The organism is Pseudomonas sp. CH61, assembly GCF_059429415.1.
On the sequence record NZ_CM182098.1, the window covers coordinates 1,620,671 to 1,645,273 of the forward strand.

18 protein-coding genes are annotated in these 24,603 nt (G+C 58.2%); 3 read left to right on the top strand and 15 right to left on the bottom strand.

Annotated elements, in window-relative coordinates; all coding sequences use genetic code 11:
- Positions 1-77: 77 nt before the first annotated feature.
- From AC5SEM_RS07250 to AC5SEM_RS07300, 11 genes are all read right to left on the bottom strand, one after another.
- On the bottom strand, positions 78-1,157 hold the full coding sequence (locus tag AC5SEM_RS07250; RefSeq protein ID WP_495472504.1) for a DUF6708 domain-containing protein: 1,080 nt from the start codon (positions 1,155-1,157) through the stop codon (positions 78-80).
- A complete protein-coding gene (locus tag AC5SEM_RS07255) occupies positions 1,157-4,519 on the bottom strand; it encodes a toxin VasX (protein WP_495472505.1) in 3,363 nt (1,120 codons plus the stop codon). Before AC5SEM_RS07255 ends, AC5SEM_RS07250 begins: the two co-directional genes overlap by 1 nt.
- A complete protein-coding gene (locus tag AC5SEM_RS07260; RefSeq protein WP_495472506.1) occupies positions 4,516-5,415 on the bottom strand; it encodes a DUF4123 domain-containing protein in 900 nt (299 codons plus the stop codon). Before AC5SEM_RS07260 ends, AC5SEM_RS07255 begins: the two co-directional genes overlap by 4 nt.
- On the bottom strand, positions 5,408-7,450 hold the full coding sequence (locus AC5SEM_RS07265) for a type VI secretion system Vgr family protein (protein WP_495472507.1): 2,043 nt from the start codon (positions 7,448-7,450) through the stop codon (positions 5,408-5,410). The genes AC5SEM_RS07260 and AC5SEM_RS07265 overlap by 8 nt, the downstream gene beginning before the upstream one ends.
- A gap of 130 nt (positions 7,451-7,580) precedes the next feature.
- Positions 7,581-8,096 (bottom strand): Hcp family type VI secretion system effector, encoded by a 516-nt coding sequence (locus AC5SEM_RS07270; RefSeq protein WP_007919523.1) that lies wholly within the window; start codon positions 8,094-8,096, stop codon positions 7,581-7,583.
- 354 nt (positions 8,097-8,450) lie between these two features.
- On the bottom strand, positions 8,451-9,830 hold the full coding sequence (gene hglS / locus AC5SEM_RS07275) for a 2-oxoadipate dioxygenase/decarboxylase HglS (RefSeq protein ID WP_495472508.1): 1,380 nt from the start codon (positions 9,828-9,830) through the stop codon (positions 8,451-8,453).
- An 88-nt stretch (positions 9,831-9,918) separates the two neighbouring features.
- The gene (gene glcF / locus AC5SEM_RS07280; RefSeq protein WP_495472509.1) at positions 9,919-11,139 is read right to left on the bottom strand and encodes a glycolate oxidase subunit GlcF; all 1,221 of its coding nucleotides are present in this window, start codon (positions 11,137-11,139) and stop codon (positions 9,919-9,921) included.
- A gap of 2 nt (positions 11,140-11,141) precedes the next feature.
- Complete coding sequence (gene glcE, locus AC5SEM_RS07285) at positions 11,142-12,191, bottom strand: glycolate oxidase subunit GlcE (protein WP_212622458.1); 1,050 nt, start codon at positions 12,189-12,191, stop codon at positions 11,142-11,144.
- Entirely contained in the window at positions 12,191-13,690 is a 1,500-nt protein-coding gene (gene glcD, locus AC5SEM_RS07290) for a glycolate oxidase subunit GlcD (protein ID WP_495472510.1), read from the bottom strand. The genes glcE and glcD overlap by 1 nt, the downstream gene beginning before the upstream one ends.
- A 138-nt stretch (positions 13,691-13,828) precedes the next feature.
- Positions 13,829-14,755 carry an alpha/beta fold hydrolase gene (locus AC5SEM_RS07295; protein WP_242206552.1) on the bottom strand — a complete coding sequence of 309 codons (927 nt, stop codon included), beginning with the start codon at positions 14,753-14,755 and terminating at the stop codon, positions 13,829-13,831.
- A 21-nt stretch (positions 14,756-14,776) separates the two neighbouring features.
- On the bottom strand, positions 14,777-16,231 hold the full coding sequence (locus AC5SEM_RS07300; protein ID WP_495472511.1) for a flavin-containing monooxygenase: 1,455 nt from the start codon (positions 16,229-16,231) through the stop codon (positions 14,777-14,779).
- Between the two features lie 177 nt (positions 16,232-16,408).
- Here AC5SEM_RS07300 and AC5SEM_RS07305 point away from each other — a divergent pair, with 177 nt between their 5' ends.
- From AC5SEM_RS07305 to AC5SEM_RS07315, 3 genes are all read left to right on the top strand, one after another.
- On the top strand, positions 16,409-17,482 hold the full coding sequence (locus tag AC5SEM_RS07305) for a diguanylate cyclase (RefSeq protein ID WP_495472512.1): 1,074 nt from the start codon (positions 16,409-16,411) through the stop codon (positions 17,480-17,482).
- Between the two features lie 215 nt (positions 17,483-17,697).
- Positions 17,698-18,936 carry a M20/M25/M40 family metallo-hydrolase gene (locus tag AC5SEM_RS07310; protein ID WP_495472513.1) on the top strand — a complete coding sequence of 413 codons (1,239 nt, stop codon included), beginning with the start codon at positions 17,698-17,700 and terminating at the stop codon, positions 18,934-18,936.
- Positions 18,937-19,471: 535 nt separating this feature from the next.
- Positions 19,472-19,774: a hypothetical protein gene (locus AC5SEM_RS07315; protein ID WP_034152534.1), complete on the top strand. Its 303-nt coding sequence runs from the start codon at positions 19,472-19,474 to the stop codon at positions 19,772-19,774.
- 133 nt (positions 19,775-19,907) lie between these two features.
- Here AC5SEM_RS07315 and AC5SEM_RS07320 read toward each other — a convergent pair whose 3' ends face one another.
- The 4 genes from AC5SEM_RS07320 to AC5SEM_RS07335 form a co-directional block, all read right to left on the bottom strand.
- On the bottom strand, positions 19,908-20,777 hold the full coding sequence (locus AC5SEM_RS07320; RefSeq protein WP_495472514.1) for an isocitrate lyase/PEP mutase family protein: 870 nt from the start codon (positions 20,775-20,777) through the stop codon (positions 19,908-19,910).
- A gap of 168 nt (positions 20,778-20,945) precedes the next feature.
- Positions 20,946-21,980 (bottom strand): arginine N-succinyltransferase, encoded by a 1,035-nt coding sequence (gene astA / locus AC5SEM_RS07325; protein ID WP_116031297.1) that lies wholly within the window; start codon positions 21,978-21,980, stop codon positions 20,946-20,948.
- Positions 21,981-22,041: 61 nt separating this feature from the next.
- A complete protein-coding gene (locus AC5SEM_RS07330) occupies positions 22,042-23,058 on the bottom strand; it encodes an arginine N-succinyltransferase (protein WP_116031295.1) in 1,017 nt (338 codons plus the stop codon).
- A 118-nt stretch (positions 23,059-23,176) separates the two neighbouring features.
- A complete protein-coding gene (locus AC5SEM_RS07335; RefSeq protein WP_495472515.1) occupies positions 23,177-24,526 on the bottom strand; it encodes an APC family permease in 1,350 nt (449 codons plus the stop codon).
- Positions 24,527-24,603 lie beyond the last annotated feature (77 nt).

Consider the following 24,603-nt stretch of genomic DNA (forward strand, 5'->3'; position numbering starts at 1 on the left):
AAAAGCTCAGACTCGATGTAACGGTTGTCGGACCACCTGATTTTTGGCAACTATATAGCTCAGCTATTTGTTAATTCCTATGCCTTGCTTTCGTTTAGGTTTGCCTTGAAGTACGTCATAAAATCCTGTCCTTGAGCAAAGGCTTTTTCGATTTTCGCGCTTTGCTCTTTAAGCGCCGGGCTTGGCTTGCCCCATTGTTCAGGCGGAAGAGGTTTAGACCACTCAGCAATGGATTCAGGTAGAGATTTCATGCCGAAACGATGGTCCCATTCTGCTACCCAATACGGAAAACGCCACCAAGTGATCAAATGTGTCAGGTACCACCAACTAACTCCTAAAGCGGAACGTTCGTTGTGCTGGTATTCCTCGTGCATGTCTTGTCGTTTTTTATCAAAGGTGTGGCGACCCTCGTAGGGTGCCTTGCCTGGGCAGAACTCTGGACCTTTTTCCATATAGATCCGTATGGCTTCCCACTTACCCAAGGCATGGGCAGGAGTCATAACGCCTTGTCTCACAAAATGCACTACGTCAGCTCTGGAATCGTCGAACGCCATACCAAATGTATAGGCGCTTGTTACGCCTACTCCAGTAACACCTGTACTGATCGAAAGCCAAGATACTATCTCTTCCCATGGTTGAATGACGGGGAGGTCAGAACCTTCGGGAAAGAAACAGACTTCACGACGTTGGCGGTTGAATCTAATTGGACGGGTGCGCGACTTCGCTCTGGTAGTGCTCAAGATAACGTAAATACCCAAGAGCGCAGCTATACCTCCACCCCAAATACTAAAGGTCACACCGAAATCGAACATGCCTGCAGTTCTGTCCCAAAAGGACTCGGAAAATGGGGATCCCCAGGTAGTAGATCCTGCAAGCAAAGGCAAAATAATCAGGCATGAAAAAATAAACATCATCCCGAGCCCAATCATTGCCCTCGCTTGGAAAGCCTTGCCGAAATTACTACTGCCTACGTCGAGGAATGTGTCATTTACCTCAACAAAGCTTCCGCCCAAATCCATGGGGACGTTGCCCGTTGGTATCGGAAGCGGGGAGAAGAATAATGCCTCACCTGTCGCGAACTTACGTTTCTCACCAGCCACGGGCCGTATTTTTTTGAGATTTAGATCGTCGCTGGATTGCTCATTTATTGAAGACATTAAGTTTGCCCGGCTTGTTTTGATGATTCGAGCACAGTTAGCGTGTCGGTGGTCACAATGAATGCTTGAGCATTTGTATTTCGTGCGCTGAGAAACCCGGTTGTTGAAAATTCCTTCCCGCTTCCAACGTTAAGTGTCTTGGTTTCAAACATTATTTCCTGAAGTTTTTGGTCTCCGGGGAGTGGATGGTATCGCAACTTTATGGCAAGACCGTGCTGAGCGTTAGCCTCATGCGCAAAAATTTCTAACCCCAATTGGAGTGGCGCGTCTGGTGGACTCAGTAAATTGAGTTGATATAGCAAAGGTTCAGTCCAAGGCTCCCAGTCATTGCGCTGGAGATTGCTTGACCAATACGCGGTAAGGCCAAATCCAACATCATCCAGCTCTCGAATTGTTATATTTGGAATGCTAATCACTGCAGTAGGCCTGTTATTTATTTGTCTTAGACCGACCTGAGGGGTTGAAGTGATCTCTGCCAATTGCATGCGATCTTCTTGGAATCCGCGATTTTGGTTCTTCTTTCCCCACGCGCCCTGCTGAAGCCAGTTATCAAGCTTCGTTTTATTGTTTCGGTTGTAAATCCACTCGCCACCTAGCTGCAACACCGTCAAGCCTAACCCTATTAGGTTGGCTCTCGCAGCAACGCTCAGAAGTTTGCCTCCAGCTGTAACCCAAGCGACAGCTCTTGCTTGACTAACATTTGAAGCCGCCTCAAACATATATTGCCCTGTTCGTGCAACTGCCCAACCGTTAACGACGAACTGTCCAGAGTCGCCCGCGATTGTCATGCTGGCACCAGCCAGCTTTGCACTATCTCCCGACCTCAAGGCTTCAGTCCAACGAGCGACAGAGCCTTTTTCCCCGTACAGACTTGTGGCTGCCGCCGCCATACCGAACCCGTAAGCAGCTAGTCCCAGCCCCCCGGTGAGCTTTCCAATGCGCGCGGCTAGCTGGACTTTGCCGGCAGCACTTGAATAGTTGTTTTTGACTACGTTTAGAGTGGTGGCAGATATCCCCTGTGCAGCCGCAAAGCCTCCTCCGCTTGCAGAGAAGAACGCATTGCCAAATGCAACGTAATCAGTTTTATCCCAGCTGGGTTTTCTTCTTAACTCTGAATAAACAGTGACAAAGCTAATTAATTGAACGACAAATACAGCGGATGCGAAGATGTCGCCTCCCGCAGATTGAAAGATATCTTTTCCTAGTCCTCTTACCTTATCGCCTGTGTTTAAGCGATGATCTTCGGCCATTCGGTGGACTTCAGCTTCTTGGGCGCTGGTTAGGCCTTTTATTTTTATACTTGCTTTACTCGGGCCTTCGCCAACAGCAATCATCGCAGGCGCGATTCTTTTCTCTAACGGGGCGACGGATTGCTGAACAGATTTACGCTGTGCAACCAAAGATCGATAGCTCCCCTTGGGGGCCCGACCTTTTCGTTCGTTAGCCAATGTCTCTCTGATCCTGTTTTTCAACGAGGACATCTGCTGGCGGAGTTCGGTGAGTTTCGCCATGTCAGCTTCGAACGCATGAAGCTGGCTTGCAGAAGCAAACTCAAGAGTAATTCCTTTTTTGCCAAATGTTCTTAGTACGTCGATCCATGCTGAGCCGGGAATGTTTCGTAGAATTTTAGATGGGTCTATTGCCCGGCCGTTGCGTAGTCCTTCTATAGCTTCTTCTAGAGCATTCGCCAAGCGGAGTTGTTTGGCAGGTTCATAAGCAGTGTTTCGTGCTTGATCGAAAGTTATACCATCGTTGCTTAGATTGATTGATGCCGCGAGATCCTGGGTCAGGAGCGTGACAAAATCTCGACTAATTTTTTGCAATCCTTGGAAGTCCTTCGCTGAAAGGGGTATATCCCGAGCCGATTTTATTAATGAGCCGATTTTTGCAAACAGGTCCTTCTGATCGGTTAAACTTGCAGTAAAGAAGGTTGGAACTGTAAAGCCCGGCTCTTTTTCTATTAGGTCTGCAATCGCTTCGGTAGCCTTGTCGGTGCGGCATATATCTTTCATGCACGCGTATTCAGTAGCAAGAGCCGATTCAAGTTGGGTTACAAGTTTTGGGTCAAAATACCAAGCAGATTTATAGAAGCGTTTTTCACATACTAATTTTGCTCGATCTTCAGTTATCAGATCCAAACGCTTGTTCCAACGGCTTAATTGTGCTCGCTGTTGTTTAAGGAAGGCTTCCATAGCCGGTCGGTCAATCAGGTCGTTAATGCCTTCTTGTCCCATTTTTGCGCCATTGAGCGCTTCATCCGCGTTGTCTTCGATGGTCTCGATCAGGTCTTCGTACTTGGAATACAAAGGTCCAAGATTCGTACGCATCCGCGACTTTGAGGCTGCAATAGCCCCACGATGCGTACCAGCGCCTGAATACTGGGTTTGATTTTTAACGTTGACGTAGTCGACGATCGATTGCCTCTGCTCTTCGCTTGTTTCGTCCTTGAGTTTGGCAAAGCGAGGGTCGCCTTGGGCGGCATTCAGAATGGTTTCGCCTGTTACGGTGTACAACGATTCGATGTAGCAACCAAACACATACTTCTTTTGATTGGCCTCAGCGTCGCTCCAGTCGCTGATCCAGCCAGTGACCAAGTCCTGATGCTCAGCGAGATCGCGTAACACGCCCAGGTCATCCTGTAAGACCAAGTACAGATGGTCACGCTCATGTTCTGCCTTGACTTGCTTTTTGAGTGTGCCCAACTGAGTTTTCTTGAAGTGCGACGCTTGCTCCCAGAGATAGTCCTGACTTTCCTCAGGTTTGGCACCCGTAACCGACGGCTCTTTACTCGGCTGCTCCGAAACCTCCGCAATCCACTTTTCCGCCTGACTTGGCGTCAGTAGATTAGCTACGCCTTTCTCAGGGTCTGCATTGGTGAGATCGACCTTCTGCATGAAGTACTCACGTTCAGACTTGTGCTTGATGACCTGCGCGCATTTCGCGGCGGTCCATTGCACCTCGGAGTAGTTGACGTAGAGTTTGCTCAAACGCGGGAAGACCAACACGGCTTCGCCCACATTACTTTCGCGTTTATTGGCGGTGATCTCACCTTTCTCCCACAGCAGTTGCGTAACGATGCCGTTCTGGATTCGGTATTCGTGCATTACGGCTTCAGGCTTCTTGTCGACGATGACGTAGAGCCAGCCGTCACGCATCAATCGAATGCCTAGTGGGCGAGAAGTGGTTTTGTACGGCATGGTCAGCGCGCTTGACGGGTCGAGTCGTTCAACGAGGCCGTAACGCAGTGGGATGAGCTGGATTTTTGCCTTCATCAACGAGCAGCCGCCCATTGCACACTTGCCGTCATCCCGGCTTTTTGCAGCGTTGTTCGGGCTTTTGCCAGTCGATGTTGGCGTTGTCATCCTTGGCTCCTGTTCAATGTTGCTGCCCGTTCCTGGGCAATATCAGCGACCCTTTCGAGTCGTTGAGCGGGCGTTTGTTCCGACGGGGTTTTGAGTATGGCGTCGAGGTCTGGATGTTCTTCCAGTGCTCGATCGCCAAGGAACCCGTGAATGTTGGCGTAGAGGGTGATATCGAGTTCGGTGTTGAAGCCGCGATCATAGGAGGTCGAAGCCAACGCATGCAGGTGTTCCCAGCGTTGCTGTGGGGTCGACTGTGCCTGATAGCTTGGGAAATATTCTTGCATGTGTGCATCGAGACGCATCACAACATTGCGAAAGTTCACCTCGTCCAGTTGACTGAGTTGTGCTTCGCTCAATCGATAGCGCTTGCTGTGGTCGGGCTCGGGAGCGTTGCCCGGCCTATTGTTTATGTACCAGCAATCCAGTGCTGCATCGGCAGTAACGATTTGTTTGCACGGGCCGAATAGGGTCGGATCCTTGATGGTTTCTGCGTGAGCGAGCAGTGCGTGGGTTACGGCCGGGTCCGCGATTCGCAACAACACTTCCTCACCGAGTGGGTGCATGACGCTGGTGAGCCAGCGAAAGTGTGCGACCAGTTGATCCCATGATTGATCGCTAAACACCAAGTGCCCCCATTCCTGACGCGATGCGTTCAGGAACCGGGTCAGGACCGGATTGTTCTGTGCTTTTATTTGCACGAGGCATGGGGAGATATCGCCCAACTCTGCCCAACGAGTCCCAAGATAAAGCGGCTCGAACTCAGGGTTTTCCGTCCACTGATACAGGTGCTGCGGAAGCTTCTCAACGCTGACGCCATCAAGCAGTAAACCTACCGTGCCATTCCATGGAAGGCCTTGGGGGAGGCCGTTTTCCAATGGAAATTCCGACTTAAGCATTCTGTGCCTCCAATTTGGCTTTCTCGCACACCGCACAAATCGGCTTCTTCTGCATCAACGCCTGCCGCTGCGCTGGCACCAGCAATTGCCCGGCTTTATCCGTATCCGCCTGCTTCAACGGCCCCGGCAACAACGGCGCCGCCCCCGTGCCACTCCCCGGGCTACCCCCGGAGTTCATGTTGATCACCGGCCCACTCATGGTCACGCCGCCGGCGTCGATCTTGATGAAGCTGCCGCCGCCGATCAGGGTCAGCTCGCTGCCGGCTTCCATCACCACTTTCATGCCGCTGCTGAGGTGGATTTCTTGCCCTGCGTCGATGAACTGGCCGGTGCCGATCTTGATGTGCTGGTTGACGCCGACGGTCAGGTGGTCGTTGGCGCGGGTTTCGACTTTGCGGTCGGCGTAGACGGTGTGGTGTTCTTCGGCCTTGAACTCGCTGTAGCTATTCTTTTCGACGGTGTCGTGGCGTTCGTTGCCGACGCGGATTTTCTGGTCGTGCTCGATGTTTTCGTCCCAGTCGCGCTGGGCGTGCAAGTAGATCTGCTCCTGACCTTTTTTGTCTTCGATGCGCAGTTCGTTGTAGCCGCCACCGCCCATGGAGCTGAGGGTCTTGAAGGTGCTGCGGGTCTTGTTCGCCGGCAGTTCATACGGGACGGTGTTTTCCTTGTGGTACAGGCAGCCGCTGATCAGCGGTTGATCGGGGTCGCCTTCAAGGAAGGTGACCAGCACTTCCATGCCGATACGCGGGATGGCGATGCCGCCGTACTGGGCGCCGGCCCAGGCGCTGGAGACGCGCAGCCAGCAGCTGGTTTTGTCATCGGCCTGGCCTTCGCGGTCCCAGTGGAATTGCACTTTGACGCGGCCGTACTCGTCGCAGTGGATCTCTTCACCTTTCGGGCCGGTGACCACGGCGCTCTGGCTGCCGAGGATGCGCGGTTTCGGGTGGCGCAGGGGCGGGCGGTTGGGCACGTCCCACGGCGTGGCCTGGAAGCGGTTGCGGTAGCCCTGGTGGAAATCGTCTTTCAGCGCAGTGGTGTCGCTGGTCACCGATTCTTCGAGGACTTGCGGCTGCTTGCCTTCGTGCAGGACTTCGGTCAGCAGCCAGAGGTCGTTCCATTTGGCTTTCGGGTGCGCGGTCAGGGCGAGGAAGTGGCCGCTGACCAGCAGCGGCTGATCGCTCTTGCCTTCGGCAAGCTGGAAGTCGCTGCGATGGCGTTCGAGGGCGCGTTTGGCCAGGTGTTTGCCGCGCTCGCGGTCGATGAAGCGGCCTGGGTAATCGTAGTCCTCAAGGTCGGGCAGGGCGTCGCCACGGTTTTCGCTTTCGAGGGTGAGGCGCGGTTTCTCGAAGTCGTAATCGCGGCGGGTGGTGCGGCTGGTGCGGGTTTCCAGGCGCAGGTCGAAACGCTTGATCACCGGGTCGCTGGCGACCATGCCGGAGTCTTGCTGATAGGCCACAGGCTTGAGTTTCGGGAACACCGTCTGGTCATCGCCGAACACCAGTTTGTGCGCCGTCGCCGTGTGCTCGAAGTGGTAATGGATACCTTCTTCCTCGCACAGGCGCTGGATGAAATGCAGGTCCGATTCATCGTATTGCACACAGTAAATGCGCTCGGGATAGATCGAACCGATCTTGAATTCGTAGGCGTTGCTTTGAATACCGTGCTCCTCGAGAACCTTGCCGATGATTTTCGGCACGCTGAGGTTCTGGAAGATGCGCTGGTTGACGCGATGCGCCAGGTAGGACAGTTGCGGACGCAGGGTCACCGAATAACGGGTCAGGCGTTTGCCGGAATCGCCTTGCGCGGCGCGGTAGATCTGGCCGTGGATGCCGCTGCCGTCGGGCGACAGTTGCAGGAAGGCCGGTTTGTGCAGCAGGGTTTCGAGGTCCAGCGACGGATGCTCACTGACCAACTCCACCTCAAAGACAAAAGGCTGGCTGATGGCTTCGCGACCTTGCAGGGTGAATACCTGAAAGTCAGCAGAAAGACCTTCGATGGTCAGGGCAAAGTGGGTTTCATTGGCCGGCGCGAACATCCCTTGTTCCTCGTGCTGTACAGCGGCGTACGTTGACGACCGCAAAACGGCTCAACTTACGCGAAATTCTGGAGGGCGAAAACAACATCGACCAGCAGAGCTGGCCGATGCTTGTAACGATCAGCCGTAATTAAACGACTGGAGCACGCCAGTCATCGGAACCCGAAGTACCGGATACTTCGTGGGTCCAGGTGATTTTGCGGTAGGTGAACTGCACTTCTTCCAGGTGGGTGAAGTGCGAGTTGCCTGGATCCTGGCAGTTGTGCATTTTGTTGTTGATGGCGACGATGATCGCGTCTTCCAGTTTGGTGGTGTAGTAGTGCTCTTGGGTGCCTTGAGCAGAAGTACGGAACCACTGGATAACGATTTCGCTCATGCGCTCGCCGGAGGTCAGAGCGGCTTGCAGCAGAGGCGAAGCCTTGTCGTAGACCTTGGTGATCACAACTGGCTTGTGAACGCGCTGACCGGTTGGCTGACCGGATTGTGGGTCACGCGGGATGATCACGTCGTGGCTGAAAGCCTGAACCATAACCTGGTCTTCGTGGCCTTCCTGGTAGGTGTTGCCTACGGAGTCAGCGGTGAAAGCGCCTGCAGTGATCAGGCCTTGTTTTTCGCCGGTAACCGACATGTACGCTGGTGTTGCCATGGGGTGCTCTCCTTGCGGAATAATTTAAGGTGCCCGGGAGGCGAAATCGCCCGGTGGGTGCCTGACTGTTATCAAGGAGCGTGCCAACAATTGTGCGGGCCATGCGGGCCGGGGTGTTTGTCTGATTTTTCAGCTGCTTGTACGAAAAAAAGCGCTCGCCCAATGCAAAAGTGCGCAAGAAGTTGCGCAGTACTGCGCAACTTCTTGCGCACTTGGCTGCAGGCCTTGTGCGACGTGGCTCTCAGCGGTTTTATCAGGCTTTTTTACAAAACAAGTGCGCAACTTCTTGCGCACAATGGCTACACGCCATCATTTGGTCGGAGTGGCTGCCGAAGGCTGCGATCTTTTGATTTTTCAACGCGCAAAATGGGTCAGACACTCATCGATCGAACGCTGCTGCGTCGCCGCATACAACCCCAACTCATCAATGGTTGCGCGACCCAACGCCTGCTCAAAAGCCTGCCGATTGGAATGCTCGCCATAATGCGCCTGCGCCGCGTCGCCAAGGTTCGACTGAAAAATCCCTGCCGCACTCACCGGCAGGAAATCTTCGTACACCAACGGTTCCGCTTTCACATAACCATCGCGCAACAAATCCTCCAGAGACGACTGCCCAAGCCCTCCAGCTGCCAGCCCTTTTTCCGTGGCGAAATAGCGAAAGTACGCCAACTCTTGTTCACGCATACCCTCGACACTGTCAGGAAATTCGCCAAAGTGCTGCGCCATCAGCGCGTTGTAGCGTGCGGCGTTGGCTTCGTTGGGGAAGTCGCCGAGTTCATCGCGTGCGGCATTCAGCAAACGGTCATACAGCGCCCGGCCTTTGGGCGTGAGTGCCGCGCCGCGTTGTTCGATTTCGCCGAAACGCGCGCTGTGGCTACCACGAGTTTGGTCTTGATCGGTGAAGGCGATCGGCTCGTCCAGCGCCTTGAAACTGGTCTGGCGCAAGAGGATCGGGCATTGCCGGCGCGGCGGGCCTTCGATCACGGCTTTCGGGGTGATGCCATGGGCTGGCATTTGCTCCTGCACGCGGTCGATGTCCAGCGTGCGCGGCGTCAGGTGATTGATGTGCGGGCCTTTGAACGCCACGACGTCGGCGATCAAGCGATGTTGCGCGCTCAACGTCTGATATTGCGCAGCGGTAACCGTGGCGCTGTGATGCCAGCGAAAAGTTTCCAGTGCCTGCAGCACGAATACCTCGGCCTCGCTTTCATTCAGTCCACCCGCGTTTTCAGCCTGCGCGATCAGACGCAACGCCTCCGAGGTAAAGATCGAACGCTGGGCCAGCACTGATTCGGCAAAGGTGCGTAGTTGCGCATCCTCAATCAACTCGAGGCGCAACAGCGACGTAAACACCCGAAACGGGCTGACTTGCAGCGCCTCTTCATGCACCGCGCGAAACGCTGTGGAGTGTACCGGCACGCCCGCCGGGGTCAGGTCGTAATAACCCACCGGCTGCATGCCCATTACCGCAAACAGGCGGGCGAGGGTCGCCAGTTCCGTCGCAGTGCCAACGCGGATGGCGCCATGACGCTCCATGTCCAACCGTTGGATTTCGCCGGTGCTGTCGAGTTGCCGGGCGATGTCTGGCTGACGTGCAAGCACTTCGCGGTTGGTCTGTTCCACCAACTCCATCAGCGCGCCGTACAACGGCACTTCTTCGCGGTACATGTCGGACATCGCTTTGGAGAAGCGTTGGCGGATCAGGTCGGGGCTGACGAACGGCTGCACGGTCATGAAAAAAATTCCTGCCACGGTCACGGAATGGATGAGGGAAAAGATCGCAGCCTTCTCGCACGCGGGCAAACGAAGAATCCTACGAACTTCATTCTGCCAACGACTGATCCACCAGTTCGATCCAGTGCATCACCCGTGTGCGTCCGGCGCTGGCCAGATGGCTCTGACAGCCGACGTTGGAGGTGACGATCAGCTCTGGGCGGCCGCTCTCCAGCGCGTTGAGGCGGTTGTCGCGCAGTTGTCGGGCCAGCACCGGTTGCGTCAGCGAATAGGTGCCTGCCGAGCCGCAGCACAAATGGCCGTCGGGCACGGCGGTGAGATTGAAACCGAGGCGGGTCAGCACGGCTTCCACCGCGCCGCCCAGTTTCAACGCGTGCTGCAACGTGCACGGGCAATGCACGGCAATCCGCCGTTCAGTGGCGGCGCAGATCTGTTCGAGCGGTTCCTGCGCGAGTATCTGCACCAGATCCACCGTCCGCTCGCTGATTTCCTGTGCCTTGGTCGCATACAGCGGATCGTCTGCCAGCAAATGCCCGTAATCCTTGATGAATGCACCGCAACCGCTGGCGGTCTGCACAATCGCTTCGGCACCGTTTTGCAGGTGCGGCCACCAGGCATCGATATTTTGCCGGGCGCGGTCGAGGCCTTTGGCCTGGGCGTCGAGGTGGTAGTCCAGCGCGCCGCAACACCCGGCCTCGGCCACCGGGGTGACACTGATGCCCAAGCGATCCAGCACCCGCGCCGTGGCGTCATTGGTGTTTGGCGACAACCCCGGTTGCACGCAGCCTTCCAGCAACAACACGCGACGGGCGTGGCGAGGGGCAGGGCGCGAGCCGTTAACCGGCAAGTGCTGCGGCAGTTTGCTTTCAAGCAAACGCGGCAACAGCGGCCGGAATGTCGTGCCCACCCGCAGCAAGCCTTTGAACAATCCCGGATTCGGCGCCAATGCGCGCAAGCCCTCACGCAACAGACGCTGCGCCGCCGGGCGTGGCAGCGCGTGATCGACCACCGCGCGGCCGATGTCGAGCAGGTTGTGATAGTCGACGCCCGACGGGCAGGTGGTTTCGCAGTTACGGCACGACAGGCAGCGGTCCAGATGCAGTTGTGTCTGCGCCGTTGCCGGCGCGCCTTCGAGCACTTGTTTGATCAGGTAGATGCGCCCGCGCGGGCCATCGAGTTCATCACCGAGCAATTGATAGGTCGGGCAGGTCGCGTTGCAAAAGCCGCAATGCACGCAGGTGCGCAGAATCTTTTCCGCCTCGGCGGCGCGGGGCAGTTGTCGCGATTGTTCGCTGAGGGTGGTTTGCATGGCTAGAACTCCGCGTACATGCGCCCGGGGTTGAACAGCCCTTGCGGGTCGAGTTGCGCCTTGAGTTGTCGGTGATAGCGCAGCAGTGTCCAGGCCAGCGGCTGGAACGGCGAAGAGCTGGCGCCGTGGCTGAAGCAGGTGGCATGGCCGCCGAGTTCCTGAGCGAGGATATGAATGTGCGCCGCGTCGGATTTCAGCCAGCGTTGTGCACCGGCCCAGTCGATCAGTTGCTCGCCGGGCAGATCCAGTGGCCCGAGATTGTTCGGCAACGACAAGCGCCACAGCGGCAGACCCTCGTTGAAAAACCCTAGACGCTGCTCATTCAGATCCCGCCAGAACCCTGAATCCAGCGGCTCACCACCGAGTCGTTGATGCGCCGCCGTCACTGAGCCTTCGCCGCCCTCAAGCCGCAGATACAGACTCTGACCATCGTGGCAGGCGGCACTGATTGGCAGCGGTTGCTGGCCCCACTCGGCAAGCTTGGCCAGCGCCCGCGCGCATTCCATGTCGAGGCGAATGCTCAGGCACTGGCGCGGTTTGGGCAGGACTTTCAGCGACACTTCGGTGAGCACGCCGAGGCAGCCGTAACTGCCGGCCATCAGCCGCGACAGGTCGTAACCGGCGACGTTTTTCATCACTTCGCCGCCAAAACGCAGGTGCTGCCCGAGGCCAGTGATCACCCGCGTGCCAAGGACGAAGTCGCGCACCGAGCCCGACCACGGCCGCCGAGGCCCGGATAAACCCGTGGCGATCATGCCGCCGACAGTGGCGCCTTCACCGAATGCCGGCGGCTCGCACGGCAGCATTTGCCCGGCAGCGTCCAGCGCCGCCAGCAGCTCGGACAACGGCGTGCCGGCGCGCGCCGTGATCACCAGTTCAGTCGGCTCGTAGCGGACGATGCCGCAGTGGGCGCGGGTATCGAGCACTTCGCCGGCCACCTCGCGGCCGAGAAAGGCTTTGCTATTGCCACCCTGAATCTTCAGCGGCGTGGCGTTGGCCCGCGCCTCGTTGACCTGATCGAGCAGGGCGCTGGCGGCGTCGACATCGGCCATCAGAAGCGCTCCAGTTCGGGGAATGGCAGTTGCCCGGCGTGAATGTGCATCGCGCCGAATTCGGCGCAACGGTGCAGGGTCGGAATGTTCTTGCCTGGGTTGAGCAGGCCTAGCGGGTCGAACGCGGCTTTTACTGCATGAAACAGGCTCAGTTCGTCACTGTTGAACTGCGCGCACATCTGGTTGATTTTCTCGCGACCGACGCCGTGTTCGCCGGTGATGCTGCCGCCGACCTGCACGCACAGTTCAAGGATCTTGCCGCCCAAGGCTTCGGCGCGGTGCAGTTCGCCGGGTTGGTTGGCGTCGAACAGAATCAGCGGGTGCATGTTGCCGTCGCCAGCATGGAACACGTTGGCCACGCGCAAACCGTATTCTTCGCCGAGGCGGGCGATGCCTTGCAGGACGCCGGGCAATTCGCGGCGCGGGATGGTGCCGTCCATGCAGTAATAGTCCGGTGACAAACGGCCGATGGCCGGAAAGGCATTTTTGCGCCCGGCCCAGAACCGCACGCGTTCGGCTTCGTCGCGGGCCTGACGCACTTCCGTGGCGCCGGCCGCGGTCATGACCTCGCGCACCCGTTGGCAATCGTCGTGGACATCGGCTTCGACGCCATCGAGTTCGCATAGCAGAATCGCCTCGGCATCGACCGGGTAACCGGCGTGAATGAAGTCTTCAGCGGCGCGAATGGCGAGGTTGTCCATCATCTCCAGACCGCCGGGAATGATCCCCGCCGCGATGATTTCGGCGACCGCGCGACCAGCCTTTTCCACGGAATCGAAACTGGCCAGCAGGACTTTCGCGACCTGCGGTTTGGGCAGCAGTTTGACCGTGACTTCGGTGATGATCCCCAGCAAACCTTCGGAACCGGTGAACAACGCGAGCAAATCGAAACCTGCTGAGTCGAGGGCATCCGAACCGAGGGTCAGGCGTTCGCCTTCGATGGTCAGCACTTCGATTTTCAGCAGGTTGTGCACGGTCAGGCCGTACTTGAGGCAATGCACGCCGCCAGCGTTTTCGGCGACGTTGCCGCCGATCGAGCAGGCGATCTGCGACGATGGATCCGGCGCGTAATACAGGCCGAAGGGCGCCGCTGCCTGAGAGATCGCCAGATTGCGCACCCCCGGCTGAACCCGCGCGGTACGGGCGGCGGGGTCGATGTGCAGAATATTATTGAAGCGCGCCATTACCAGCAGCAGGCCCTGTTCCAGCGGCAAGGCGCCGCCGGACAATCCGGTGCCGGCACCACGGGCAACCACCGGGACGTTCTTCTGATGGCAGAGTTTGAGCAGGGTTTGCACTTGCTCGAGTCGACGGGGCAGGGCGACCAGCATCGGCGTGGTGCGGTAAGCGGAGAGGCCGTCGCATTCGTAGGGTTTGAGTTCTTCCTCGCGCCACAAAATGTCGAGATCAGGCAGCGCTTGCTGCATGGCCTTGAGCAACTCAGCCTTGTTCACCTGCGGCAACGGACCGTCGAGGCGTTCGTCATAAAGAATGTTCATCTCAGGCTTACCCCTTGCTGATCGTTCCCACGCTCTGCGTGGGAATGCAGCCCGTGACGCTCCGCGTCACTGGACGCGGAGCGTCCCTTGAGGCATTACCACGCAGAGCGTGGGAACGATCAGGGGCTGGGTGCATTGTCATCTTTGGCTTCCCAGAAATTCGCGATACAGCCGCGCCGTATTCCCCGGCTGTTCGACCATCGGCATGTGCCCGACATGATCCCAGACATCCACGCGCAGATTGGCGATGCCCTTGCTCCACACCGGCACGCTGCTGACGTCGATCAGCCGATCCTTGCGCCCCCAGAGCAACAGCGCCGGGCATTTGATGTCGGCGAGTTTCGGCTCCATCGGCGGGCTGGCGCGAAAATCGCGGAAGATCTCTTCCAGTTCATCGCGTTGTTGTTCGTAACGCTGGGCGATGGCGTCCAGCACCAGGTTCGGCACCCACGGCGGCGATTCCATGGTCATCGCGTAAAACTGGCGAAACTCCTCCCGGGAATTGATCAGAAACGGGTTATGCCCGCGCGCCAGATGCCGCTCCATGTCGCTGGCCTCCGGTGCGGTGACGCCCGCCGGGTCGATCAATGCCACCGAAGCGATGCGGTCGGGATAAGTCGCCGCCAGCCACGCGGCAATGTAGCCGCCCATCGAGTTGCCGATCACATGGACTTTCTCCACGCCGCAGACGTCGAGCAACTGGATCATGCGCTTGGCCTGCAAGGGAATGTCGTAGCCGCCGCCCGCCTTGAAGCCGGTTTCACCGTGGCCGGCGAGGTCCGGGATGATCACCCGATACTGGCGCACAAAGTGCCGGGAAAAGCGCAGCCACAGGTTCTTGTCGGCGCTGTAGCCATGCAGCATCAGAATCGCGCTGGCCGCTTCGTACGGCCCTCCTTGCCAGGTCGAGACGGTCATCTCGGCGATCGGCACTTCGATCTTGTGCAATTTGTACAACTTGGCCTCGATGGCCATGTTCAGGTCGTACAGCCAATGACCGACCGCCGGATAACTCAACCAGCTCCAGGCCACGAAAACCGCGAGGGCGACAAACAGCAAAAGCATCGACGTCTTCCTTTTACGTGTTCAGGACAGAATGTGGTCGGCCGGTTTCAGCGCCCGGGTCAAGCGGTGATAGCTGAAACTGAAGCCGGGAAACATCGCGATCACATGACCGCTCTTGCTTTGATACCAACTGTGGCAGCCGCCGGACTTCCAGACCGTGCGTTCCATCTCCCGATGAATCATCTCAGTGTAGGTACGTTCCGCTTCGGGGCGCACTTCGATGCTGCGCAGGCCTTTGGCCTGCACGGTGCGAATGCAGTCGAGGATGTAGTTCATCTGCGATTCGATGATGAACAGCGCCGAGGTGTGCCCAATGCCGGTGTTGGGCCCGGTGACGATAAACAGGTTGGGGAAGTCCGGCAGGCTGGTGCCCAGATAGGCGCGCGGGTATTGCGCCCAGACCTCTCTGAGTTGCACGGCGTTTTTTCCGCTGACCGGATAGGAAATCACCCCGTCGGTGGCGTCGTAACCGGTCGACCAGACGATCAGATCAACATTGATGTGCTGACCGTCCTCGGTGTTGATGCCGGTTTCGTCGATGGAAGCGATGCCTTGTTCGCGGGTATGCAAGGTCACGTTGGGACGGCTCAGCGCCGGGTAATAGGTGCTGGACACCAGCACCCGTTTGCAGCCGATGGTGAAATCCGGGGTGAGTTTTTCTTGCAGTACCGGGTCCGGCACCTGGCGTTTGAGAAAACGCAGGGCGTGCTGCTGGACCATGTGAATCGCCGCTTTCGAGTATTTGAAGGCGATGACCCGGGTTTCGAATTGCCAGTAAATCAGCCAGCGCAACAGCTTGTAGGCGGGTTTGCGGCCGAGCAGCCAGCGTTGCAGCGGCCCGAACTGGCGATCGGCGCGGGGCAACACCCAATGCGGCGTGCGTTGAAACACGTGCAGTTGCTCGACCTGCGGCGCAATCACCGGAATCACCTGCACCGCACTGGCGCCGCTGCCGACAATCGCCACGCGTTTACCCCGGTAGTCGTAGCTGTGATCCCAATTGTTCGTATGAAAAGTCTTGCCTTGAAAGCGCTCCTCGCCGGGAAAGTGTGGGATGACCGGTTGGCTCAATGGTCCGGTGGCATTGATCAGGAACTGCGCATAAAAGGTGCCTTTGCTGGCGGTATGCACGGCCCAGCGTTTTTCCATGTCGTCCCATTCGACGCGCTCGACATTGGCCTCCAGCTCAACGCGTTCGCGCAAACCGAATTCCTCGATGACATGTTCGGTGTAGCGCTGCAGTTCGGCCTGCCCGGCGAACATCTGCGACCAGCGGTACGGCGCGAACGACAGCGAATACAGCGGCGACGGCACGTCAACCGCCGCGCCGGGGTAGGTGTTCTGGCACCAGGTGCCGCCAAAGAAATCCCGTCGCTCCAGCAGGCGAAAATCGTCGATCCCGCCTTTGAGCAGGTTGACCGCAGCACATTGACCGCCAAAACCGCTGCCGATGATCAACACGTGATAGGTGTGCATGGGCCTCCTTCTTATAGTTGTTTTTCCATTTTGCTCCTTTCATGTATAGCCAAATATTTGCACTGTGCGCGGCCCTGATGTCGCTCTATTCAGCCCGCTGGCCGGTGATGGCTATTTAACGTCGCCCTGTTAGACTTCCAGCACATCCGTCCTGCGGTGTGCGTGATCGAGGTCCTTATGGGAAATACCGGAGGAAAGGGACTTTCATTGGCCAGGAGGCTTTATACATCGCGCATCCTCGGGTTGATTCTGGGGCTCGTGTGCGTGAGCGTGGCGATGTACTCGCTCGATCCGCCGCTGTGGGTCTGGGCGCTGATGTTCTTCAACGGCTTGGTCTGGCCGCATCTGGCGTTTCAATGGGCGCGCCGCGCCCGGGTTCCTTACCACGCTGAACACCGCAATCTGTTGATCGACGCCTTTTTCGGCGGCTTTTGGCTTGCCGCCATGCATTTCAATCCGCTGCCCACGGCCACGACCATTTCGATGATGGCGATGAACAACGTCGCTATCGGCGGTTCACGTTTTCTATTGGCAGGCTCTGCTGCGCAGTTGCTCGGGGTTGGCGTCGGGCTGGTGGTATTTGCTCCGGCCTTCGTTCCGCAGACCACGCCTGCGCAAATGTACGCCTGTTTCCCGTTACTGCTGCTGTACCCGTTGGCGCTGGGCTGGATCTGCTTTCGCCAGGCCTACACCCTTGGCCGGCATAAACGCGAATTGCTCGCCTTGAGCCGCACCGACAGCCTCACCGGGTTGCTCAATCATGGCGCCTGGAAAGATCAACTGGAGATCGCTTTTCAGCGCTGCAAACGGCAGAAACAGGGGGCGGCGATTGCGTTGATCGACATCGATCACTTCAAGGCCATCAACGATACCTACGGCCATGTTGCCGGCGACATCGTGTTGCGCCAGTTGAGCAAATTACTTAAACAAAACCTGCGGGCGACAGACGTTGCCGGGCGTTATGGCGGTGATGAGTTCTGCGTGATTTTGCCGGATCTGCCGCTGTTCAATGCCGCGCAGGCGATGGAGTCGTTGCGTGAGCGTTTTGCGATTCTGGGGTATGAGCAGAATCCGGCGTTGAAGGTCAGTTTGAGTATCGGCCTGGCGGCGTACGACCCGGCGCATGCTGACGCGACGCGCTGGCTCAATGATGCCGATCAGGCGTTGTATGAAGCCAAGGCAGGCGGGCGTAATCGGGTGATCTGCAATTGTGATGGCAAGCCCCGGCGGACGTTGCTGGATTCGGTTTGATCCGCATCACCACAAATCCCTTGTGGGAGCGAGCCTGCTCGCGAAAGCGCTGGGTCAGTCAATATTGATATCGCCTGACACGACGCCTTCGCGAGCAGGCTCGCTCCCACAGGGGTTTGTGTGTTGTCGGTTAGATCAGTGTCGCATTCGGTGTAGAGCCTCGCGCCGATGTCGGGTACGGTTAAATCCCCCCGACGCGAAACAAGGATCGCTTCATGACGTGCTCATTTTCTCGCTCCCTGCTGGCCGCCAGCCTCGGCCTGTCTCTCGCCTTCTCCGCTGCCCACGCGTTTGCCGAGCCGCACAAACAAGTACTCGCTGATGCCGAGCAGTACCAGCCAGAAGCGCTGAAATTGCTGGAGCGGCTGGTCAATATCGACTCTGGTTCCGGCTATGAACCGGGCCTCAAGCAAGTCAGCGACATCGCTATCGATGAACTGAAAAAACTCGGCGCCACCATCGAACTGGTACCGAACACGCCGGAAAAATCCAACCATGTACTGGCGACGCTGAAAGGCACTGGCAAGGCAAAAATCCTGCTGATGGCGCACATGGACACGGTGTTCAAGGAAGGTTCGGCGGCCGAGCGGCCGTTCCACATCAAGGACGGCCGTGCTTACGGGCCGGGGGTGATGGATGACAAGGGCGGCATCGTCGCCGGCATCTATGCGCTGAAAGTCCTGAAAAACCTCGACTTCAAGGACTACGCGCAAATCACCTTCCTGCTCGACGCCAGCGAGGAAACCGGTTCGGACGTCGCCACTGACCTGATCAAGAAAACCGCCAAACAGCACGACGTGACCCTCAACCTTGAGCCGGGCCGCCCGGCCGATGGCTTGGTGGTATGGCGCAAGGGCAGCGCGACGGCGCTGGTCGAGGTCAAGGGCAAAGCCGCGCACGCCGGTGTCGCGCCGGAACTGGGGCGCAACGCCGCGATGGAGGCCGCGCACCAGATTCTGCAACTGGGCAAACTTGGCGATGAGGCGAAGAAAACCACCATCAACTTCACTGTGCTCAAGGCCGGCGACCGCACCAACGTGATTCCCGATCAAGCCACGGCCAAGGCTGACGTGCGCGCGGCGGTGCCTGAGGAGTTTGACCGGATCGAGAAGGATCTGGCGCGGGTGTCGCAGGACAAGCTGATTGCTGAGACGGAAGTGAAGACTTCCTTGCAGCGCGGCTTGCCACCGATGCCGCAGACGCCGGAGTCGGATCGTCTGATGGCCGTGGCCCAGGGGATTTACGGCGAAATTGGCCGCAAGTTGACCGAGGAGGGCAGTGGCGGCGCGGCGGATGCGAGTTTGTCCGCCGGGGTTGGCACGCCGACGCTGGATGGTTTCGGGATTGTTGGCGGCAATATTCACACGCCGGAGGAATACGCCGAAGTGGCGAGCGTGGCGCCGCGGATTTATCTGTTGTCGCGGATGATTATGGAGTTGGCCAAACCGCGGTGAGTGGGTTTGTGGTGTGACTGATGCGGGTGGGGTGTCAGGTGCATTTGCCCTCACCCTAACCCTCTCCCAGAGGGAGAGGGGACTGACCGCGTTGTTTGTGGTCCATGTGGCAACCGGCAGATCAAGTTGAATTCAAATTTGCATTCAACGCGATCTCTCACGTCGGCGTAGATCCCGAGCATCCCCCAATCAGTTCCCTCTCCCGAGGGGGAGGACTGACCGTGTTGTTTGTGATTAACACGGCGACCTGAAAGATTAACTTTGAATTCAAAATCGGATTCAGCGCGGTGCCACAGGTCGGCGTAGCTCCCGAGCATCTCCCAATCAGTTCCCTCTTCCTCTGGGAGAGGGCTAGGGTGAGGGGCTTTTGTGGGAAAAGTGGAAGGCGCGGACGCCGTACAAAAAATACCGAAAATTCCGACAGAAGCTCTCGTTGCAGCCGTTGAGCGCTGCTCTTATAGTCTCGGCTCGCAGAAAACTCTGCGACGATCTTGGCCGGTCGAATACAGAACCTGACCTTTCTGGAGTGAACTCTATGACCGACCAAGTAATGCCCCGCTTCCTCCCCATCGACACCTACGACGCCGAATCCCCGGTGCTCTTCCTCAACACCCATTCAGAACTCAGCGACATGGCCGCCTGTGCGATGCACCGGTTTGTGGTTGTGCGCGATCTGGCCGACACCTTCGCCAGCCTCAACCTCAAGGGGATTTCAGATTGTGATCTGACGCGGGTGACCAGCGCGGTGCATCTGTTGATGCGCGAGGGCTGTGCGATTCTGAATGTGATTCAGGCGCGGGCGGTGCAGCGGGAGGAGGCGTACAAGACGCCGGTTTAGCGGTGTAGCGGCTGTTGCTATCGCGAGCAGGCTCACTCCTACATTGGATCTTCAGTGCACACAGCATTTGTGTTCAACACTGATCAATTGTAGGAGTGAGCCTGCTCGCGATGGCGTCAGCCCGGCCAACCCATCACTCCTTGACGCTCATGTATTCCTTGGCCCAGAGAATGTATTCCTCCGGCTGGGTATAGGTGTGCGTCAACTCGGTCGCGCTCAGATCGGACGCCTGGGTAAAGATCTGCCGCTGTTCACGCAAGCTGTCATACGTCGCTTTGATCGCGGCAAAGTAAGCGCCATGGCCATCAATGGTCACGCGCACACCGAGTTCGGCCAGACGTTTGTCATCGCGCAGTGCAGGGTTGCCGTAGGTCACCAGTATCAGCGGCACGGTCAGGTGCTCGGCGATTTGTTCAAGCTGATCGAAATCCTGAATCCCGACCATGCAGATACCGTCAGCCCCGGCCGCCTGATACTGGCGAGTGCGGCTGATGATTTCCTGATTCGGCAGGATGCCGGCGTTGGTACGGGCGATGATCGCCATTTCCGTATCAACCCGGGCTTCCAGCGCCGCGCGGATCTTGCCGACGCCTTCGGCAACGGTGATCAGGTCGGTGGATTTGCGGCCGAATTGTGCCGGCAGCAAGGTGTCTTCGATGGTCAGGGCGGCGACGCCGGCGCGTTCCAGTTCAACGATGGTGCGCATCACGTTGAGGGCGTTGCCGTAGCCGTGGTCGGCGTCAGCGATCACTGGCAATTGGGCGACGCGGCCGATGCGGGTGGCCTGTTCGGCGAACTCGCTGAGGGTGATCAGGGCAAAGTCCGGGGCACCGAGCACCTGCAACGAGGCCACGGAACCGCCGAGGATCCCCACTTCAAAACCCAGGTCAGCGGCAATGCGTGCGGACATCGGATCGAACACCGACGCCGTGTGATAGCAGGTGTCGGAAGCCAGCAGTTGACGGAAGTTACGGCGCAAATCTTGATGGGAAAGCCTGGTCATACGAGTTCCACCAATACAAAGGAATGGAAAGGCTTGAACAAAGGTGTCAACGCCGAAGAATGAAAAGGCTATCACGCGAATGGGTCAATGATCATGACGAATTTGCAAGGGACAGGTTGTCGCGGACCCTTTTGCTGAAAGGATTTACCTTTTTTGCGGTGATGACCGTCAGGCCGCCACCGCCTGTTGCTGTTGATTGGGCAGCATCGCCGCGCGCACCGAATTGCCCGGTTGCAGTTGCAGGCGCTTGGCGGTGAGGCGGTCGATTACCAGGCTGCTGCCGACCCGGCGGGCGCGGGCGACGGTGATGCGGCAGTTTTCCAGACGGCGGTTGTGAATCAGCCACAGCGGTGCCTGTTCATCCGGGCTGCCGAGGCTCAGGGTCAGCTCAAGGCTTTCGCGGACGGTGCGGATATTGCGCACCGGCGCCTCGATCACCGGGCCGCCGTCGAAGATGTCGATGTAGCCTTTGTGGGTAAACCCTTCGGCCTGGAGAATTTTCAGCGCCGGTTCGGTATTGGGGTGTGCCTGACCGATCGCCGCTTGGGCTTGTTCGGTGAGCATGCAGGTATACAGCGGCTGGCGCGGCATCAGTTCGGCGATGAACGATTTGTTACCCAGCCCGGACAAGTGATCGGCATGGCTGAAGTCCATTTGAAAGAAATGCCGGCCCAGACTGTCCCAGAACGGCGAACAACCGTGTTCATCGGCACTGCCGCGCAGTTCGGCAATCATCTTCTCGCCGAACAGGTGCGGGAACTCGGCAACGAACAGCAAGCGCCCCAGTGACAACAGGCGGCCATTGCTGCCGTGGCGCTGATCATGGCCGAGAAACAGCGAGCACAGCTCCGATTGGCCAGTCAGTTCGTTGTTGAGGAACAGTGTCGGTATCTGCCGTTGAATGCCCAGGTCCGGCGCCGAACTCACGGTCAACCCGACCCGATAGTTGTACCAGGGCTCGCGCAGGCCGACCGCCCCGGCCAATGCGCTGACGCCGACCACGCGCATGTCGTCGTCTTCGAGTACAAACAGATAGTCCGCGTCGGCCCGTTCGACCTGTTCGGCGAACGCCCGTTGTGCCCAACGGACCCGGTGGGACAGGCGATCTTCGTTGGCCGGCAGGGTGGTGAACCCCGGGCCGGCCTGTTGCACCAGCGCCAGCAAGGCAGGCAGGTCGCTGACTTTGACCGGACGGACAATCATGCTGTAACTCCTTCTGCGCGCCTGTTCGGGCACTGTCGTTGGCTGCGCAACCGCGCGGGTTTCACAGGGCAATCAGCCGAATCGGGCTGCCATCGGTCACGTTCAGCGCCGCACACATTGCAGGGGTGAGGGACAGCGGTTGATCGGGTTGGAAATCGAGTTCGGCCATGATCGCCCGGAAGCCGAGCAGTGCGTTGTTGCTCAACAGATAACGGCCACGGGCATCGATCTGTGGCCGTTGCTGCACCGTTGCAGTCTGGCTGCGGGCAATCGAACGGATATTCGAGGTACGCGCATACAGGGTCGGGCCCGCGTCGAACAGGTCGATATAGCTATTGGTTTCGAAGCCTTCACGCTCAAGGATGTCGAACGCTTCCTGACCGTCCGGGTGGATCCGACCGATGCAGTCCTGCGCCGCTTGCGGCAGCATCGGCACGTAGATCGGGTATTGCGGCATCAGTTCAGCCAGGAACGAGCGGCTCTGCAGGCCGCACAGGCGTTCGGCCTCCGCGTAGGGCAGGTCGAAGAAGTGTTTGCCCAGCGCATCCCAGAACGGCGAATGGCCTTCCTCGTCGCTGTAGCCGACGATTTCGGTAATCACCGCCTCGGCAAAGCGCGGCGCATGGGCGGCGATGAACAACAGGCGCGCCCGTGACAGCAATTCGGAGAACGGCGTGCGCACCAGCGCGGCGTCGATATGAAAACCGCGCAGCAGCGTGTGGTCGTTGAGGTCGTGACACAGCGACAGCGCCGGCACGCCGTGTTCGATGTTCAGCTCGCGTGACGCGCTGGTGAAATGGCGGTTGCGCAGGCTGTAGAACGGCTCGTCGAAGCCCGCCGTCGCGAGAATCTCCGAGCAGCCGCGCAGGCTATGATCATCCAGATCTTCCAGCACGAAAAAGTAATTCTCCGGACCGTTAGCCTCTGCCGCGCTGGCGAACGAAGCGCAGGAACCGGCGATTTTCTCGCGCAGGCGCTCGCTGTCGTCCGGCAGGGAGGTCACGCCCACCAGACTGTCGCGGGCCAATTGTTGGAGCTGGGGCAGGTCAGTCTGTTCGACTGGGCGTAAGACCAGCATGGATGTACTCCTGTATCAAAAGGTTCGGCAAAGTCGCCGAACCTGACTATCACTGTCGGTTTCCACGCGATAAATCGGCGGTCGCCTGATTTGTTGTCAGACGCCGCTCTTTTTCTTGTCAGCCGTTGCTCGGGTCCGGCAGCGCGGTGCTGGCGCCGAGTTTGTTGAGGAGGAACAGGTACACCAGACCCAGAGCAATCCAGATCAGCCCGAGTTTCTGCGCATCGACGCCCATGTTGTACATGATGGCCGCGACGATGATGAAGCCGATCACCGGGCAGATCAGGTGACGCACGACCTGACCGGACTTCTGCCGACGCCAGTAGTAGTTGATCACTGTCAGGTGCAGCAGCATGAAACCGCTGAGCGCGCCGAAGTTGACCAGCGAGGTCAGGGTGTCGACCGAGTTGATGAACAGGTAGCAGATCACCAGCGACAGCACCGCCACCAGATAAATGCTCAGGTACGGCGTGTTGTGTTTCGGGTGTACCTTGGCCAGCAATTTCGGCAGCTTGCCGTCGCGGGCCATGCCGAACAGCAGACGCGAGACAGCGGCTTGCGAGGTGATCGCTACAGCCACGCCCCAGGCCAGCGCCGTCGCGACAGCAGTCAGGGTCGCCAGCCAGCTGCCAGCGGCGATTTCGGCGATTTCATAGAACGCGGTGTCGGCGGATTTGAAGCCCATGCCTGCCGCCAGGTCGGTAGCAATCCAGGTTTGCGCAACGAAGATCACGCCCATCACTACCAGAGTGATCAACGCCGCTTTACCGACGCTCTTGCCCGGATCGCCTTTGATTTCTTCGGCGAGGGTGGAGATCGCATCGAAACCGAGGAACGACAGCACCGCAATCGACACCGCTTGCATCAGCAGGGCGAAGTTGAAGGTTTCCGCGTGATACAGCGGCGCCAGGGTCAGCTCGCCGTTACCGCCACCGTTGTGCAAGGCATTCCACGCGTAGAACAGGAAGATGCCGAGTACTACCAGTTGCGCCAGCAGGAAGATGATGTTCATCCGGGCGGTGAAAGTGATGCCGCGCAGGTTGACGAAGGTCGCGCTGACCAGGAACGCCAGAATGAAGCCGACTTTCGGAATGTCCGGGTACAAATGGTTGAGCGCCATCGCTGCGTAGACATAGAGCAGCGGCGGAATCAGCAGGTAATCGAGCAGCATCAGCCAACCGGCGATGAAGCCGACATGTTGATTGAGGCCGCGTTGCGCGTAGGAATACACCGAGCCGGCAATCGGAAACGCCTTGGCCATGCTGCCGTAGCTCAGCGCGGTGAACAGCATCGCCACCATGCCGATGATGTACGCCAGCGGCACCATCCCCGGTGCCTCGGCGTTGACGTAGCCATACACACCGAACGGGGCGATGGGGATCATGAAGATCATCCCGTACACCACCAGGTCGGTCAGCGTCAGGCTACGTTTCAACTCTTGCTTGTAGCCGAATTCTTCAATTTCCATGAAGCGCAACTCCTTGTCAGCCAGTCGGTCGTTTTAGTTGTTATCGGTCCATCGTTTACAGCGTCAGCAGTCTTTCG